This window comes from Actinosynnema sp. NPDC020468 (assembly GCF_040642015.1).
Lineage (GTDB): Bacteria > Actinomycetota > Actinomycetes > Mycobacteriales > Pseudonocardiaceae > Actinosynnema.
This window is the reverse complement of the sequence record NZ_JBFAEO010000026.1, coordinates 15,167-30,484: the sequence shown is the minus strand read 5'-3', so window position 1 is coordinate 30,484 and position 15,318 is coordinate 15,167. Positions and strand designations below refer to the sequence as shown.

The window sequence follows — 15,318 nt, the reverse complement described above, 5'->3', positions numbered from 1 at the left end:
TTCGTTGCACTGTTGCACCAGGTGCGGGAGGCCCCGTCCGCCGCTTGGTGGCACTTCGCCGAAAAACGCGCAAGAAAGTCGTCTTCGGGTGTGAAAGCCGAGTTCAGGGGGTAGGAGCGAGGGTGAAGGCCGGAGTTTCCGGTGGTACTGACCGGTGATTCGCCGATCGCCAAAATGGTGCCGGCGGGTTGGGTGCGAGAGGGCGTCGAGTGCTGCGCCGGTAATGGATCAGCAATGAAAGCGCCGCCGGATGATGTCCCTGGGGAAACCATCTGGCGGCGTGATTTCGGCGGGCGCGCCGGGGTGGGTCAGCGGGCCCCGAGCAGTTCCGCGAGCGCGTCCGGGTCGGCGCGCACCGCGTCGGGGCGGAACCCGGCGTCGACCTGGTGCACGCGGCACCCCCGGCGCTCGGCGACCGCCCGCAGCCGGTCCCGCGCGACGCGCGACCGCGGGTCCGTGGTCGGTCCACAAAGGACGGTCGTGGGCAGTCGTGCCGGGTCGACGTCCGCGACGCGCACGACCGTCGCCCGCCAGCCGAGTCGACGGGCGAGGTGGGCGAGCGTCCACGCGGCCGGGTGGCCCAGGTCCACGACCAGGAGCGGACCGAGGTCGGGCACCGGGCCGGCCGGTGTCGTCCACTGTGCGCCGAACTCCTCACGACGGCGCGCCAGAGCTTCGGCAACCCGCAGGGTGGAGGGCGGCACGGGCGCGCCGCCCGACACCTGCCGCGGGTGCGGGGTGGTGCCGGGTGCGCCGACGTCGCCGCGCGGTGCGGCCGGTGTCCCGGTACGGCTGTGCGGCACGGCGGGTGGCGGCGTGCCGGTGTGGTCGGGTTCGGTGGCGTCGCGCGTCGCCGCGGAGGATCCGCCGCCGGCCGGCCGGGCGTGCGAGGGGCCTTGCAGGGCGCGCACCAGGCCGGCGACCTTGTGGTGGGTCTCGTGGGCCTCGGCGTCCGGGTCGGAGTCCGCGCCGATCGTCGCGCCCACCGACAGCGTCAGCCGTCCCGACGGGTCGAGGTCGGCGGTGCGGATGAGGGTGGCCGCGTCCAGGTCGCCGTTCGGCTCGAACAGCGCGACCGCGCCGCCGTAGTAGCCGCGGCCGGTCGGTTCGCGCGCCTCGATCACCCGCAGCGCGCCCGCGAGCGGCGCGCCGATCGCCGTGGAGGCGAACATGGTGCCCGCCAGCGCCCGGTGCGCGTCGACACCGCCGCGGCCGCGCAGCACGCACGCGGTGTGCGCGAGCGTGCCCATCGGCACCAGCAGCGGTCCGTCCACGGTGATCGCGTCGGGTTCCAGCGCGCACAGCAGCGCGAGTTCGGCGTCCACGGTCGCGGTCAGCTCGTCGGACTCCTTGCGGTCGGCCAGGAACGCGAGCAGGCCTGCTTCCTCCGGTCCGGACGGCGGGTACCGGTACGTGCCGCAGGTCGGGCGCAGCACCACCTCGCCGTCCCGCAGCCGGACCTGGCCCTGCGGCGTCGCGCCGACCAGCGCCCGGGTGCCGTCGTGCACCGCGAACGTCCAGTACGCGCCGGTTTCCGCGCGCAGCAGCGCGGCGAACAGGCCCACCGCCGCGCCGGGTTCCAGCCGGGCGGAAAAGTCGCGGCGCAGCAGGCAGTGCGTGACGTCGACGCCGAGGTCCTCGTCCCGCACCCGGCGGGCCAGGTCCGCGTACGCCGCGTCGGTCGTGGTGAACCCGGCGTCGCGCACCGGGGCGGAGGTCGGGTGCGGCAAGGACTCCAGGTCGACGGTGTGCCGTTCGTCGGCCACCAGGACGCGCAGCGGCGTGCCGTCGTCGTGGCACGGCAGCCCGCGTTCGGCCAGTTGCCGGAAGGGCAGCAGCGCCACCGAACCGGACGGTCCCACCGGGATGTCGGCCACCGCGTCCACCGTCACGACGGAGCCGATCAGCACCTCGACGGCGCGGTTTCCCCGGTGCAGCAACGCGAACGGCGGTGGGTCGGGTGCGGTCAGGCGCGTCGGCAGGGCGTCGGGCATCGGGGTGGTGGGTCTCCGTCCTCGGGTTCGCGCGGTGTTTTCGCCCGCCGTTCCGAGGGTAACGACTTCAGGGGGAATCGCATCCGGAGCACCACGACCAGCCAGGAGGCAACCACATGCGCGTCGCGGTCGTCGGCGGAGGACCGGGAGGGCTGTACCTGGCCGCCCTGGTGAAGCAGGTCGAACCGGCGCACGAGGTGATGGTGTGGGAACGCGGCGCGCGGGACGAGACGTTCGGCTTCGGCGTCGTGTTCTCCGACGGCGCGCTCGGGGGCATCGGCGCGGCCGACCCGGCGCTGTCCGCCTCGATCGCCGACCACTTCGCCCGGTGGGAGCGGGTCGACGTGCGCTACCGGGGCGAGACCGTGTCCCAGGACGGCTACCGCTTCTCCGCGATCGAGCGGCGCACGCTGCTGCGCCTGCTCCGGGAACGGGCCCGCGCGGTCGGCGCTACCCTCCACTTCGGACGGTCCGCGCCGCCGGTCGAGGAGCTGCGGTCCGGGTTCGACCTCGTGGTGGCCGCCGACGGCGTCGGCTCGGAGGTCCGGGCCGCGCACGACTTCGGCACCGAGTCGACCCCGCGCGACTCCCGGTTCCTCTGGCTCGGCACGGACCGCGAGTTCGACGCGCTGACCTTCGGGGTGGTCGAAACCCCGCACGGCGTCATGCAGGTGCACGCCTACCCCTACGCGCCCGGCCGCAGCACGTTCATCGTCGAGACCACCGACGCGGTGCTGGCCCGCAGCGGCCTGGACGCGCCGGACCGCGCGCCGGAGGGCCCGATCGCGGACCTGTTCGCGGACCTGCTGGAGGGTCACCGGGTGGTGTGCCGCACCCCGCGCTGGGGCCGGTTCACGTCGGTGCGCAACGAGCGGTGGAGCCGCGACGGGCTGGTGCTGCTCGGCGACGCCGCCCACACCACGCACTTCTCCATCGGGTCGGGCACCAAGCTCGCCATGGAGGACGCCCTGGCGCTCGCGATGGCGCTGTCCGACCACGGCGCGGTGCCCGAGGCGCTCGCGGCCTACGAGGCGGAGCGGAAACCGGTTGTCGCCCGGATGCAGCGGGTCGCCGAGATCAGCCGGGACTGGTTCGAACGGGTGGCCGAGCACGTCGGCGCGCCCGCGCCCGAGTTCGCCGGCCGGCTGCTGACCCGCAGCGGTCGGATCGGCCACCGCGACCTGCCGCTCCTGGACCGCGACCACGTCCGCCGGGTCCGCGAGTGGTTCGGCCGCGCGCCCGCCGGCGTGAGGCCCTGACGTCGCCCGACCGGGCGGACAGAGTCCTCGGCCCCTGACCGGTGTCCGACGTCACGTGGTAAAATGATTTCCTCCCGGAAACCATGCGGGCGGCGCAGGCAGTACCACACCGGCACGGTCCCGCCGCCGGCGGAACTTGCGAGGCGCCTCATGACCACGGTGAGCGACACCCGGCAGGTCGGTTCGGTCGAGCCTGGCGAACTGGAGAACGCCCTGGCCCACCTCCAGTGCGTGCTGGTGGCCAGGCGGACGCGGGCGAACCCCGAGCACGTCACCTGGCAGCAGTACGACATCCTGGAGAACCTGCGGCTGCGGTCGAGGATGACGCCCTCGCAGCTCAGCGAGTCGCTGGGGGTGTCGCGGCAGAGCATGTCGAAGGCGTTGCGGTTCCTCAAGGACCGCGAGCTCGTCGCCCAGGTCGCCGACGGCCCGGACCGGCGCGAGCTGACCACGACGTTGACCCAAGCCGGTCGCGAGTTCCTGGACCGGGCGGCGGACAGCAGGCGGGACGCGGCGGCGGTCGCGGCGACCGCGATGACGCCGGGCGAGCAGAGCATCTTCGCCGAGCTGTGCCAGAAGGTCGCGGACGCGCTGTACGAGCACGCCCAGTCCCCGCTGGAGAAGGACGTCGTCTGACCCGAGGAACCGACACCGTCCACTGTGGACGGATCAGGGCGTCACCGGGACGTTGGTCAACCCGGCGGTCGCCCGGGTCACCGTGTTGGAGGCGTGCACGACGTTCGGCAGCGCGCCGCACTTCGACACCGAGGTGATCAGGATCGCGTAGCCGCCGACGCCGCCGAGGTCGGACCTGTTGTCCCGCCAGGTGTTCCCGCAGCCGGTGGCGAACGCGGGCGTGGTGACCGGGTTGTGCGTCTCGTAGCCGTTCGCGAACGGGCCGGGCCCGGAGAACGTCCCGGTATTGCCCTCGATCACGTAACCGGTGCCCTTGACGTCGACCCACGAGTCGGCCGAGTTCTGGCCCGAGACGCCCGTGCCGTCGAACGTGTTGCCGCGCAGGACGCCGTTCGCGGTGCCCTCCTTGACGTCGACCGCCTCGGCCGCGACGCCCGGCCCGATCCGGTTGCCCAGCACCTGCACCCGGTCGGTCCGGTCCACGCCGCCGGAGTTGCCGTGGCACGCCCAGTTCGAGCCCGCCGAGCCGAGGTAGACGCCCTCGCCGTAGCCCGGCTGGACCAGCCCGGTGTCGGTGATCGTGGAATCGCGCAGCACGCCGTCCGCCGACGACCGGCGGAAGTGCACGCCCTCCTCCTCCACGTGGTCCACCCGCAGGCCGTCGAGCACGACGTGGTGCGAGTCGTCCACCACGACGCCCTTCTTCGAGTCCCGCACGGTGAACCCGCGCAGCGCCCAGTACGGCGCGCCGTAGAGCCAGAACCCGTAGCCGGAGTCCCAGCCCGGGGTCGGCACGGGGCAGCCAGGGCCCTCGCCCGACGGGCCGTCGTTGACCAACACCGCGTCCGCCGGTCCGGTGAGCGTGATCGGCTCCGCCGCGGTGCCGGGCGTGGTGGCGGTGAACGCGCCCCGGTAGACGCCGGCCGCCAGTCGGATCGTCCGACCCGGCACGGCCGCCGCGAGCGCCGCGCTCAGCTGGGCCGCGGTGGACACGTCCACGGTGGAACCGGTGCCGGTGCCCGCGGCGGTGGTGGCCGACACGGTCGCGCCGGGGGAGGGGTTGCCCGCCGCGTCCCGGGCCCGGACGGTGAGCGGGTAGGTGGTGGCCGGCGCCAACCCGGTGACGGTGGCCGAGGTCGTGCCGGTGGTCGCGAGCAGCGTCGTGCCGGTGAGCACCTGGTACTCGGTGACGCCCACGTCGTCGGTGGAGGCGTTCCACGCCAACGACACCGAGCCGGCCGTGACGCCGGTGACCCGGGGCGCGCCGGGTGCGGTCGGCGGGGTGGTGTCCGGCGCGGGACCGGCGCCCGCGCACGGCCTGCCGTCGACCACGCAGCCGGTCGGCAGGCCGAGGCCCGTGACGTTGAAGCCGAACAGCGCCGTGCCGCCGGGTTCGACGCGGCCGTTGAACGGCGCGTTGGCGAACCGGTAGTGCTGCCCGGTGCGGGTGAGGACCGAGCTCCAGGAGCCCGTCACGCCGGTGCCGGCCGGCAGGTCGAACTCGACCACCCAGCCCGTCGCCGCCGCGTCGCCGGTGTTGGTGATCGTGAACTGACCGCCGTACCCCTTGTCCCACACCGACTTCTGGCCGAACGCGGCGGTCAGCGCGGGCGCCGCCGCCCAGGCCCGGCCCGCGGTCGTCACACCGGCGACGAGGAGCACGGCGACACCCAGCGCCGGCAGACGTTTTCCCATGCCGAAGACACCCTTCGCGGATCGACGGGACGGTGTCGCGGCTCACCCCCGGTTGGTCGGGAGCCATCCAAGTCGGCGAGGGCGCTCCGCGTCAACGGGTCGGGAGGAGGGCCGCGGCTCGGTGGCACCGGGTGACCACCACCTCCGGCGGGCGCCGCGCGCGAACCGGGGTGGCGCGGCGGGTGTTCCGGGGGAGGTGGCGAGGTCGCGAGGCGGCCGGATACCGTGCGGCGGTGATCATCTGGCTCAACGGCGGGTTCGCGGCGGGGAAGACGACGCTGGCGCGGGAGTTGCACGGGCGGTTGCCGGACTCGCTCGTGTTCGACCCCGAGGAGCTCGGCGTCGCGCTGTGGAAGTGGGTGCCGCCCAACGACGACTTCCAGGACCTGGCGAGCTGGCGGGAGCTGGTCGTCGCGACCGCGTCGGCGCTGCGCAGGCACCACGCGGCCACGGTGATCGTGCCGATGTCGCTGGTCCGCGACGCCTACCGGGCGGAGATCCTCGGCGGACTGGCGGCGGCGGGCGAGGACGTGCTGCACGTCTTCCTGGACGCGGACGTCGACGTGCTGGGCGCGCGGCTGCGCGACCGGATGCCGCCCCCGGTCCTGCCGGTCTCGGGTCAGTCGCCCCTGGACTGGGCGCTGAGCCGGTTGGACCCGACGGCCGGCGCCCGGCAGCCGGAGGGGACGGTCGTGCTGCGCTCGGACCGGCTCACCCCGGCCGAACTGGCCGACGAGGTGCTGGCCGCGAGCCGCCGGCGCGTCGACTCCGCCCGGTAGACCCGGATCCACGACCGCGGCCGGGACTCGGGTCCACAGTGGGCGAATCGGGAGTTAAGGGGTCGGCGCGGCGGTCGCCTCTCGGCGAGTGGCACGTGGCGGCTCCAGCCTGACGGTATTCCGCGACGGCGCTAGGTGAGGCCCGGGGACACGGACCGCACCGACCGATCTCCTCAACGAGCCGGGTCGTCCCCGTGTTCCCGAGTCGGTGTGACGTGCGTCTCCCTCGAACCGGAGGGGTGGTCGGGCCAGTCCCAGCGCACCGAGAACCCACCCGGGCCGAAACCCAGCGCGACCGCGTGCGCGTGGCCGGCGGCGGAGACGGGCATGTGGCGGCGGTGGTGGGGCTCGGGGTTCTCCGGCCGGGTCGAGTAGTGGTAGCAGGCCCGGGGCAGCGCCGCCGGGTCGAAGCGCAGCTCCACCACGTAGTCCCGCACCGGGTGCCGGAACACCCGGCAGTACGAGTCGTCGCCGCGCGGGAACGGCGGGCCGGGCAGCACGGACGCGTGCTCGATCACGATGGTCTCGCCGCGGGCCAGCGCCCGGTCGAACAGCAGTTCCGCCGCGACCACGCCCGGTTGCCGGATCACCCGGCCGAGATCACACGACTGGAGGGGGATCACCTCCGGTGTCGGCGCGCCGGACGCCGCCATGTCGTGCACCGAGATCCAGCGGTCCGGACCGTCCTGTTCGGCCCGGAGCACCTGGCGGGTGGTGATCCGGCGCAGACCGCGGTCCGGCGCGATCTCGACCACGACGTGCAGGTTGATCCGGGTCAACGCGTCGTCGGACCGCACGTCCACCCCGGCGAGCAGGGACGCGACCCGGTCGGCGGAGGACCACATCCGCTCCAGCGGCGGCACCGGTTCGACCTGCCGCACCCGGCCACGCGGTCGGGGCGCGCCGAGCAGCGCGGTCAGCGAGCCCGGCGGCACCTCCAGCACGACCTCCAGGTGCTTGAGCGCGGCGAGCGAGTCCGGCCGCTCGGGTCGACGCCTGCCGGACTGCCAGTAGCTCAGCGTCGCGACGCTGACCGCCGCGCCGCTGCCGCGCAACCGCTGCTGGATCCGGTCCAGGCCCAGGCCCCTGGCCCGGATGGCCGCGCGCAGGGCCACGGCGAACGGGTCGTCCCGGCGATCGGCGGGCACCGGCCCGCTCCGGGTGTGGCGCATCGAACCTCCTCGTCCGAGGGGACCACCGGAGGACACTACGCGGCGGACAGCCCGCCGGACAGCGGCCTCGGCGCCCACCCCGAAGGCCCCTCCGGGCGTTCGGGCCGGGTGTTCCCACGTCGTCGGCACGACGCGGTCCGACACCGTGCCACAGTCGTCCGACCCCGGACAACCGCCAGGTCAGCGCCGTCGTTGCCAGTCCGACCGGCACCCGTCCCGACCTCGGGCGGCGGTGCTCGGGGCGGGTGCGGCGCCGGGTGGCGGGCGGCCGAACGCCCCGACGCGCACGCCCACCCGGCGGGCAGACCAATGCCGCGCCGATCGGCCTTCCGGAGCGGGTCCGCGCGCCGCGCGCGCTACCACAGCCGGCCCTCGCGGTCCCACATCGTGCGCGTCGTTGACGGGTCCAGTCGATCTTCCTAGCGTCCCGTGGTGGAAGGGGGTTGCCCGTGACGCACCTCGGGGTTCGGGCGGCCGGTGACGACGTCCTCGACGTCGCCCGCGCCGCGGAACGCGCCAAGCTCGACTTCGTCCTGTCCGACGACCTCACCGCGCTCGCCGCCGCGTCGGCCGTCACCACGCGCCTCGGCCTGGTCGCCGAGGTCGACTCGGCCGGGCACGAGCCCTACGACCTGGCCCGCCGGCTGCAAACCCTCGACCTGCTCAGCGCGGGCCGGGCCGGCTGGACCGACCTGGCCTCGGACGCCCGCGCCACCGAGTTCCGCGCGGTGCTGGAACTGCTGTGGGACAGCTGGTCCGCCGACGACCTGCCCACCGACCCGACCGCGGGCCGGTTCGTGCGGCCGGGCGCGGGGGAGTTCACCCACCGGGGCGAGCACTTCGACGTGGTGGGCCGGTTCAGCACGCCGCGCGGACCGCAGGGGCGGCCGGTGTCGTTGGCGGGCCTGGACGTGCTGGTCGTGGAGCCGGACGCGGTGGAGGACACCGTGCGCCGCCTGCGCGCCGAGAACGCCTTCCGCGCCGAGTACGCCGGCGTGACCTTGCGCGAGCACCTGGGGGCGTCGTGAGCGCGCGCCCGGTGGGTCGGCGACCGGTGGGTCGGATCGGCCTGGTTCGCGCCGGGCACGCGGCTTTGGCTTCGCACGGCCGTTCGAGGGCGGGGCGACGCGAGCGGTTCGGTGTCGGGCGCGTGGCTTTGGCTTCGCGCGGACGTTCGAGGGCAGGGCGGGGCGCCTGGCTCGGTGTCGGGTACGCGGCTTTGGCTTCGCGCGGGCGTTCGGGCGCGGTGGGGCTGGTTCGTGTCGTGGGCGCGGGTTCGGTGTCGCGCGAGTTCCTGGAGGCGTCGTGAGTGTGCGGTTGGCGGTGGCGTTGGAGGGCGCGGGGTGGCATCCCGCCGCGTGGCGTGACCCGGCGGCCCGGCCCGCGGACCTGTTCCGCGCCGGCTACTGGGTCGACCTGGTGCGCGAGGCCGAGGCCGGGTTGGTGGACCTCGTCACGTTCGAGGACGCGCCGGGCGTGCAGTCCGCGTCGCTCACCGGTCCCGACGACCGGGTGGACCAGGTGCGGGGCCGGGTGGACGCGGTGTTGGTCGCGGGTGCCGTCGCGCCGCACACCTCGCGCGTCCGGCTGGTGCCGACGGTCAACATCACCCACACCGACCCCGCGCGGGTCGCCGAGGCGTTGACCTCCCTCGATCGGGTCAGCGGCGGCCGGGCCGGGTGGCGGCCGCAGATCTCCGCGCGCGCCGCCGACGCGGACCACTTCGGCCGGCGGACGACGCCCGCGTTGAGCCCGCAGGACGTCACCCACCCCGATCGGATCGCGGCCCGGCTGCGGGTGCTGTTCGAGGAGGGCGCGGGTTTCGTGCGCGCGGTGCGCGAGCGGTGGGAGGGCGCGTTCGTCACCAGCCTCGCCCACGCCGCCATCCCGTACGAGTTCGCCGCCAAGGGCGCGGAGATCACCTACGTGACGCCGCACTCGCGGGTCGACGTGAACCGGGTCCTCGCCGAGGTGCGGGCCGCCGAGACCGCGGTGGGCCGCACCGGACCCCCGCTCGAGGTCTTCGCGGACCTGCTGGTGTTCCTGGACGAGACGCCCGGCGCGGCCGAGGAGCGCAAGAAGCGGTTGGACGCGCTGGACGGCGCCGAACTGGCGTCGGACGCGCTGGTGTTCACCGGCACCGCGGGCGAACTGGCCGACCTGCTGATCGGGTGGCGGGAACTGGGCCTGGCCGGGTTCCGGCTGCGACCGGGCGTGCTGCCGCTCGACCTGGAGCGGATCACCCGGGACCTGGTGCCCGAACTGCGGCGCAGGGGCGTCTACCGGGACGCCTGCTGACCCCGCCGTTCGGGTGCGTCTTCCCGCCGTGCCAGGCCATCCGGCCCAATTCCCCGCCGAACACGGGTTCGGGAAGGCGTGCGGCACCTAGCCTTCGGCTCGTCGTTCGGCGAGCGGGGGAGGGCTTGTGGGAGCACGGGCTTGGGCGGCGGTCGGCGCGCTGGCGGCGGGCGGTGTCGTCGGCGTCGCGCCGATCGCGGTGGCGGACGTGCCGGGAGCCGGACCGGGCGCGGTCGACGGCAGCTACGTCGTGGTGCTCAAGGGGCCGGCCGGCTCCGCGACGGCGGTGTCGTTGGCCTCGCGGTACTCCGGCACCGTCGGGCGCACGTTCACCCACGCCCTCAACGGTTTCTCGGTCCGGATGGACGAGACGCACGCCCGTCGGCTCGCGGCCGACCCGGCGGTGGCGTACGTGCAGCACAACCGCAGGCTCCGGGCGGCCGGCGAGCAGCACTACCCGCCCTCCTGGGGCCTGGACCGCGTCGACCAGCGCTCGCCGGACCTGGACGACTACTACCGCTGGTCGACCGACGCGGCGGCGGTGACCGCGTACGTGATCGACACCGGGGTCCGCACCACGCACGAGGAGTTCGGCGGTCGGGCCAGTTGGGGCGCCAACACCACCGGCGACGGCAAGGACGAGGACTGCTACGGCCACGGCACGCACGTCGCCGGCACCCTCGGCGGCGCCTCGTACGGCGTGGCCAAAGGCGTGAAACTGGTGTCGGTCAAGGTGTTGGGCTGCGACGGGTCCGGCACCAGCGAGGGCGTCGCGGCCGGCATCGACTGGGTGGTGGCGCACCACGTGTCCGGACCGGCGGTGGCGAACCTCAGCCTCGGCGGCGACGCGCCCGACCTGGTGGTCGAGGACGCGACCCGGCGGCTGGTCGCGGACGGCGTGGTCACCGCGGTCGCGGCGGGCAACGACCACGACGACGCGTGCCTGCACTCGCCGGCGCGCACCCCGGAGGCGATCACGGTCGCGTCCAGCAGTGAGTACGGCCTGGCCGCCGACCCGCGCTCGTCGTTCTCCAACTACGGCTCGTGCGTCGACCTGTTCGCGCCGGGCGAGTACATCCGGTCGGCCGGCGCGGGCTACGACGCGGCCACCGAAACCCTGAGCGGCACCTCGATGGCGACACCGCACGTGGCCGGCGCGGCGGCGCTGCTGCTGGCCCGGGATCCCGGCGCGACACCGGCCCAGGTGGCCGCGGCGCTGGTCGCCGACTCGACCAAGAACGCGGTGCGGGACGTGCGGGGCTCGCCGAACCGGCTGCTGATGGTCGACACCGGGTACCGCGCGGGCTACCCGTACGTCGCCGACCCCGGGGTGCGCGCCGGTCGGATCGGCGTCGCGATGAGCATCCCGAACTCGGCGGTGAACGGGATCGCGCCGTACACCTGGACGTCGACGCCGCTGCCCGCCGGGTTGAGCATCAACCCCACCACCGGCACGATCTCCGGCACGCCGACCGCCACCGCGGTGAACCTCGCCGTCACGGTGACCGCCACGGACAAGGACCGGAAGGCGGGCACCCGGACGTTCCGGCTGTTCACCACGCCGGCGACGTGGAGTTGCGCGGCCAAGGGGCAGAAGTTCGCCAACCCCGGCTTCGAGCAGGGCCGCGAGGTCGGCTGGCGGTCCAGCCGCACGCTGATCATCGTGCAGGGCACCGGTGCGGACGCGCCGCGCACCGGCACATGGAACGCCGAACTCGCCGGACTGGGGCTCCCGTTCGACGACGAGGTGTCGCAAACCGTCGCGATCCCGGCCGACTGCGCGTACTCCACGTTGTCGTTCCACGTGAAGATCCGCACCGAGGAGCCGGCGTCGGCCGGCCCGGTGGACACCCTGGAGGTTTTGGCGGACAACGAGAGGCTGGCACTTCTGTCCAATGTGGACGCGGCTCCGGGCTACGTGCTCAAGACCTACGCCGTCGGCCGGTACGCCGGTCGGACGGTGAAGTTCCGCTGGGCCTCGGGCGAGAACCGCGGCGGGCCGACGTCGTTCGACCTGGACGACACGGCGTTCACGGCGGCGTGATCACCGCAGTCCGGCGGCGTCCAGCAGGGTCGCCGCGGTGGTGACGGCCTGGTCGGCCAGCGGTTCGGCCCGCACGACCGACCACGTCGTCGCGCCGTCGAACACGAACGTCAGCTGGGTGGCGAGCAGGTCGGGGTCGGGCACGCCGGCGGCCGCGGCCTCGGCGCGGAAGAACTCCGTCATCGTCGCCTTGTGCCGCCGTGCCACGGCGGAGGCGGGGTGCAGCGGGTCCTTCAGCTCGACCGCGGTGGCGACCAGCGGGCAGCCCCGGTGCTCCGGGTCGGCGGTGACCTCCTGGACCCGGCGGAACACGTGCAGGACGCGCTCGCGCGGGGTGCCGCCCCCGGGTGGCAGCAGCGCGGCGGTGTACCGGGGCCCGCTGCGGTCGAGGCTGGCCGCGATCAGCGCGTCCTTGTCCTCGAACAGCAGGTACATCGACCGCTTCGACACGCCGGCGGCCTTGCACAGCGCGTCGACGCCGACGTTGACGCCCTCCCGGTACAGCAGGTCGGCGGCGGCCTCCAACAACCTGTCCCGAGTCGTGGTCATGGTTCCCACTGTACGACGCGGCTTGCGGTTCGGAAACCGATCGGTCTACGGTGGTGGAAACAGATCGGTTTCCACCGTGGAGGGGTGAGTGCGGGCATGACCGCGATCAAGGGTTCGACGGTGTTGGTCACCGGTGGCAACCGGGGCATCGGCAAGGCCCTGGTGGAGGAGTTCCTGGCGCGTGGCGCGGCGAAGGTCTACGCCACCGCCCGCGATCCCCGCACGGTCACCGCGTCCGGCGCGGTCGGCCTGCCGCTGGAGGTCACCGACCCGGCGTCGGTCGCCGCGCTGGCGGAGGCCGCGCCCGACGTGACGATCCTGGTCAACAACGCGGGCATCGCGACCGGCACGTCCTACCTGACCTCGCCGGTCGAGGAGATCCGCCGCGAGTTCGAGGTCAACTTCTACGGCCCGCTGCACCTGACCCGGGCGTTCGTGCCGGTGCTGGAGGCCAACGGCGGCGGTCACCTGCTCAACGTGCACTCGGCGCTGTCCTGGCTCGCGCACGGCGGCGCGTACGCGGCGACGAAGGCGGCCCTGTGGTCGCAGACCAACGCGCTGCGGCTGGACCTGCGGTCGCGCGGCGTCGTGGTCACCGGGTTGCACGTGGGGTGGGTCGACACCGAGATGGCGGCGGCGTACGACGTGCCCAAGGTCTCGCCGGTCGACGTGGCGACCGCGGCGGTGGACGGGGTCGAGGCCGACGCCTTCGAGGTGCTGGCCGACGACGCGGCCCGCGCGGTGAAGGCGGGCCTGTCGGCCGACCTGACCGCGCTGTACCCGGAGCTGCTCGACTAGTCCACAGTGGACGGTAACGCCGAAGTGCCCGACACCGCGCGGGTGTCGGGCACTTCGGGTGTGCGCGGGGTCAGCCGCGGGCGCGGTGGCCACGGCTGGTGACGAGGTGGTAGATGCCCAGCACGATCAGCGCGCCGAGGATGGCCAGCAGCCACGTGCTCAGGTCGAAGAAACTGCCGATCCCGGTGCCGAACAGGGCGCTGCCGACGAAACCGCCGACGATCGCGCCGACGATGCCCAGGACGATCGTGATGATGATGCCGCCCGGGTCGCGGCCGGGCATGATGGCCTTGGCGATGGCGCCGGCGATGAGACCGAGGACGATCCAGCCCAGAATGCCCATGAGAGCTTCCTTCCCTTGTGCCGTAGGGCATTGCCCGCGGCATGATCGAGTCAAGGGCTGGTTGCCCCGCCAACGAGCGGGCCACACGCCGGATGCGCTGTGAACGTTCCGGGGTGCACGTCACCCGCCCGCCGCGTTTGCCGGTGGAACCGGGCGAACCGGACGTCTCCCCCGTGGGAACCCGGCCCTGGCCGGGACCGTTACCGTGGTCCACCGTGGGGGAGCTCTGGTTGGCGCGCCGCGAGCCGCTGTCGTCGCCGGCCGTCGAGGCGCGGCGGGGCCTGGTCGACGGCGAGGCGCGCACGTACGCCGTGGTGTGGCGCACCGAGCGCGGTCCCGTCGTGTACCTGTCGGCGGTGCGCACCGACCACCCCGACCTGGTCGCGCAGACCGCGGTCCGGCTGGTCGAGCCGACCGACCGGCGTCGCGCGGCCGTGGTCGTGCAGTGCCACCAGGCGCTGGAGGACGGCGACGTGCCCACCGCCCACCTCTACCGGCTGGTCGCCGACCGGGCCGAGTGGGTGACCGGCATGGAGTTCGACGAGTTCGCGCCCGCGCTCGGGGTGTCGTTCCCGGTGTGGGTCGACGGCGCGCTCACCGAGGAGTCCGCGCGGCTGGCGGGCGAGGAGACGGTCACCGCGCCGGACACCTGCACGGGCTGGCCGGACGTGCAGCGCCGGCTGGAGGCGGCCCTGGACTGCGGGCTGCCGGAACGCTTCCCGGCCGCCTGGGCGGCGCTGGCGACCGACGCGGCGGTGCGGTTGGAGCACCTGCGCGACGTGCACGCCGGCCTGGTCGAGGTCGGCGACGGCTGGCACCTGGCCGTCCGCCCGGCCCGTCCCGCGCCGCCGCCCCTGCTGGAGCAGCGGATCTCGGTCGCCTACCCGGTGGACGACCCGCGCCGGGCGCGCGCCGAACTGGCCGAGTTGCGCCGGTTGGAGGCCGATCTCGACGTGGACGCGCCCGAGGGGTGCGCCTTCGAGGCGTGCTGCGCGTTGCTGACCACCCAGCCGCAGGCCGCGGACGACGCCGTGGTGCTGTACTACGGCGGGTGGCACGGGCCGGCTGTCGAGGTGTGGCGGCACAGCATGACCGAGCTGACCGACGAGGAGTCGGCGGCGGCCGGGCGGTTGCGCCGGGTGCGGCGGTTGCGCGGCGAGCAGGACCCGGACGCGCTCGGCCCGCTGTACCGGGACCGCGAGGGGCGGTACGTGCAGGTGGTCACGCACGGCGCGGCGGTGGACGCGTGGGCCGAGTGGCCGGTGTCGCTGGACGTGGTGGCGGGGTGGACCGACACCACCGTGCTGGCCGCCGATCGCAACGAGGGCAACGCCTTCCTGCTCGCGCTGACCCCGGGCCCGGGCGGCCTGAAGGTCGACCCGGTGCCGCTGGCGCCGCGCTCGGGTCGGGACGGGCACGGGTACGGCTACGACGGCGGGACGCCGTTCGCGACCTACAAGGCGTTGCTGCGGTGCGCGTTGCGCGACGGCGCGGCGGTGGACCGGGTGGCCAGGGCCGTGGTGTCGCGCGGCTCGGGCAGCCAGCTGTGGGAAGCGCTGACCACGACCCGGGGCCCACTCCGGCTGTCCTGGCCGCGCTTGCGCCTGTGGGCCCGCGCCGACCTGCGCCGAGGCTAGGGCCGGAACTCGGGGCGCCCCGAGGGCGTACGTCGTGTCGACCACGCCGGGCGCGGTCCGGGTTCGCCCGGTTGCCGAAACGCGCCCGGCGTTCGGCTCGTCCGGTCGCGCGAC

The 15,318-nt window shown here is 74.4% G+C and carries 13 protein-coding genes; 8 read left to right on the top strand and 5 right to left on the bottom strand.

The window, feature by feature from the left end; all coding sequences use genetic code 11:
* Positions 1-308 precede the first annotated feature (308 nt).
* Positions 309-1,994 carry a chorismate-binding protein gene (locus tag AB0G50_RS19820; RefSeq protein WP_360110386.1) on the bottom strand — a complete coding sequence of 562 codons (1,686 nt, stop codon included), beginning with the start codon at positions 1,992-1,994 and terminating at the stop codon, positions 309-311.
* A 116-nt stretch (positions 1,995-2,110) separates the two neighbouring features.
* On the opposite strand from AB0G50_RS19820, the gene AB0G50_RS19815 reads away from it, so the two are divergent.
* Both AB0G50_RS19815 and AB0G50_RS19810 read left to right on the top strand, forming a co-directional pair.
* The gene (locus tag AB0G50_RS19815; RefSeq protein WP_360110383.1) at positions 2,111-3,253 is read left to right on the top strand and encodes an FAD-dependent monooxygenase; all 1,143 of its coding nucleotides are present in this window, start codon (positions 2,111-2,113) and stop codon (positions 3,251-3,253) included.
* A 150-nt stretch (positions 3,254-3,403) separates the two neighbouring features.
* On the top strand, positions 3,404-3,889 hold the full coding sequence (locus AB0G50_RS19810) for a MarR family transcriptional regulator (protein WP_360110380.1): 486 nt from the start codon (positions 3,404-3,406) through the stop codon (positions 3,887-3,889).
* Between the two features lie 33 nt (positions 3,890-3,922).
* Here AB0G50_RS19810 and AB0G50_RS19805 read toward each other — a convergent pair whose 3' ends face one another.
* A complete protein-coding gene (locus tag AB0G50_RS19805) occupies positions 3,923-5,584 on the bottom strand; it encodes a cellulose binding domain-containing protein (protein WP_360110377.1) in 1,662 nt (553 codons plus the stop codon).
* 233 nt (positions 5,585-5,817) lie between these two features.
* Between AB0G50_RS19805 and AB0G50_RS19800 the strand changes: the two genes are divergently transcribed.
* Positions 5,818-6,363 carry an AAA family ATPase gene (locus tag AB0G50_RS19800; RefSeq protein WP_360110374.1) on the top strand — a complete coding sequence of 182 codons (546 nt, stop codon included), beginning with the start codon at positions 5,818-5,820 and terminating at the stop codon, positions 6,361-6,363.
* 173 nt (positions 6,364-6,536) lie between these two features.
* On the opposite strand, the gene AB0G50_RS19795 is transcribed toward AB0G50_RS19800, so the two are convergent.
* Positions 6,537-7,535, bottom strand: coding sequence for a hypothetical protein (locus AB0G50_RS19795; RefSeq protein ID WP_360110371.1), 999 nt, complete (start codon positions 7,533-7,535; stop codon positions 6,537-6,539).
* A 449-nt stretch (positions 7,536-7,984) separates the two neighbouring features.
* Here AB0G50_RS19795 and AB0G50_RS19790 point away from each other — a divergent pair, with 449 nt between their 5' ends.
* The 3 genes from AB0G50_RS19790 (at position 7,985) to AB0G50_RS19780 (ending at position 11,877) form a co-directional block, all read left to right on the top strand.
* Positions 7,985-8,563: an LLM class flavin-dependent oxidoreductase gene (locus AB0G50_RS19790; protein ID WP_360110368.1), complete on the top strand. Its 579-nt coding sequence runs from the start codon at positions 7,985-7,987 to the stop codon at positions 8,561-8,563.
* Between the two features lie 277 nt (positions 8,564-8,840).
* A complete protein-coding gene (locus AB0G50_RS19785; RefSeq protein WP_360110365.1) occupies positions 8,841-9,833 on the top strand; it encodes an LLM class flavin-dependent oxidoreductase in 993 nt (330 codons plus the stop codon).
* Between the two features lie 127 nt (positions 9,834-9,960).
* Positions 9,961-11,877 (top strand): S8 family peptidase, encoded by a 1,917-nt coding sequence (locus tag AB0G50_RS19780; RefSeq protein WP_360110362.1) that lies wholly within the window; start codon positions 9,961-9,963, stop codon positions 11,875-11,877.
* Here AB0G50_RS19780 and AB0G50_RS19775 read toward each other — a convergent pair whose 3' ends face one another.
* Positions 11,878-12,426, bottom strand: a complete 549-nt coding sequence (locus AB0G50_RS19775; RefSeq protein ID WP_360110359.1) for a TetR/AcrR family transcriptional regulator — start codon at positions 12,424-12,426, stop codon at positions 11,878-11,880. It abuts the gene before it with no gap.
* A gap of 84 nt (positions 12,427-12,510) precedes the next feature.
* Here AB0G50_RS19775 and AB0G50_RS19770 point away from each other — a divergent pair, with 84 nt between their 5' ends.
* Complete coding sequence (locus AB0G50_RS19770; RefSeq protein WP_360110356.1) at positions 12,511-13,224, top strand: SDR family oxidoreductase; 714 nt, start codon at positions 12,511-12,513, stop codon at positions 13,222-13,224.
* Positions 13,225-13,294: 70 nt separating this feature from the next.
* Here AB0G50_RS19770 and AB0G50_RS19765 read toward each other — a convergent pair whose 3' ends face one another.
* On the bottom strand, positions 13,295-13,567 hold the full coding sequence (locus AB0G50_RS19765; RefSeq protein WP_360110353.1) for a GlsB/YeaQ/YmgE family stress response membrane protein: 273 nt from the start codon (positions 13,565-13,567) through the stop codon (positions 13,295-13,297).
* A gap of 215 nt (positions 13,568-13,782) precedes the next feature.
* On the opposite strand from AB0G50_RS19765, the gene AB0G50_RS19760 reads away from it, so the two are divergent.
* Positions 13,783-15,204 (top strand): hypothetical protein, encoded by a 1,422-nt coding sequence (locus tag AB0G50_RS19760; protein ID WP_360110350.1) that lies wholly within the window; start codon positions 13,783-13,785, stop codon positions 15,202-15,204.
* The last annotated feature ends 114 nt before the right edge of the window (positions 15,205-15,318 follow it).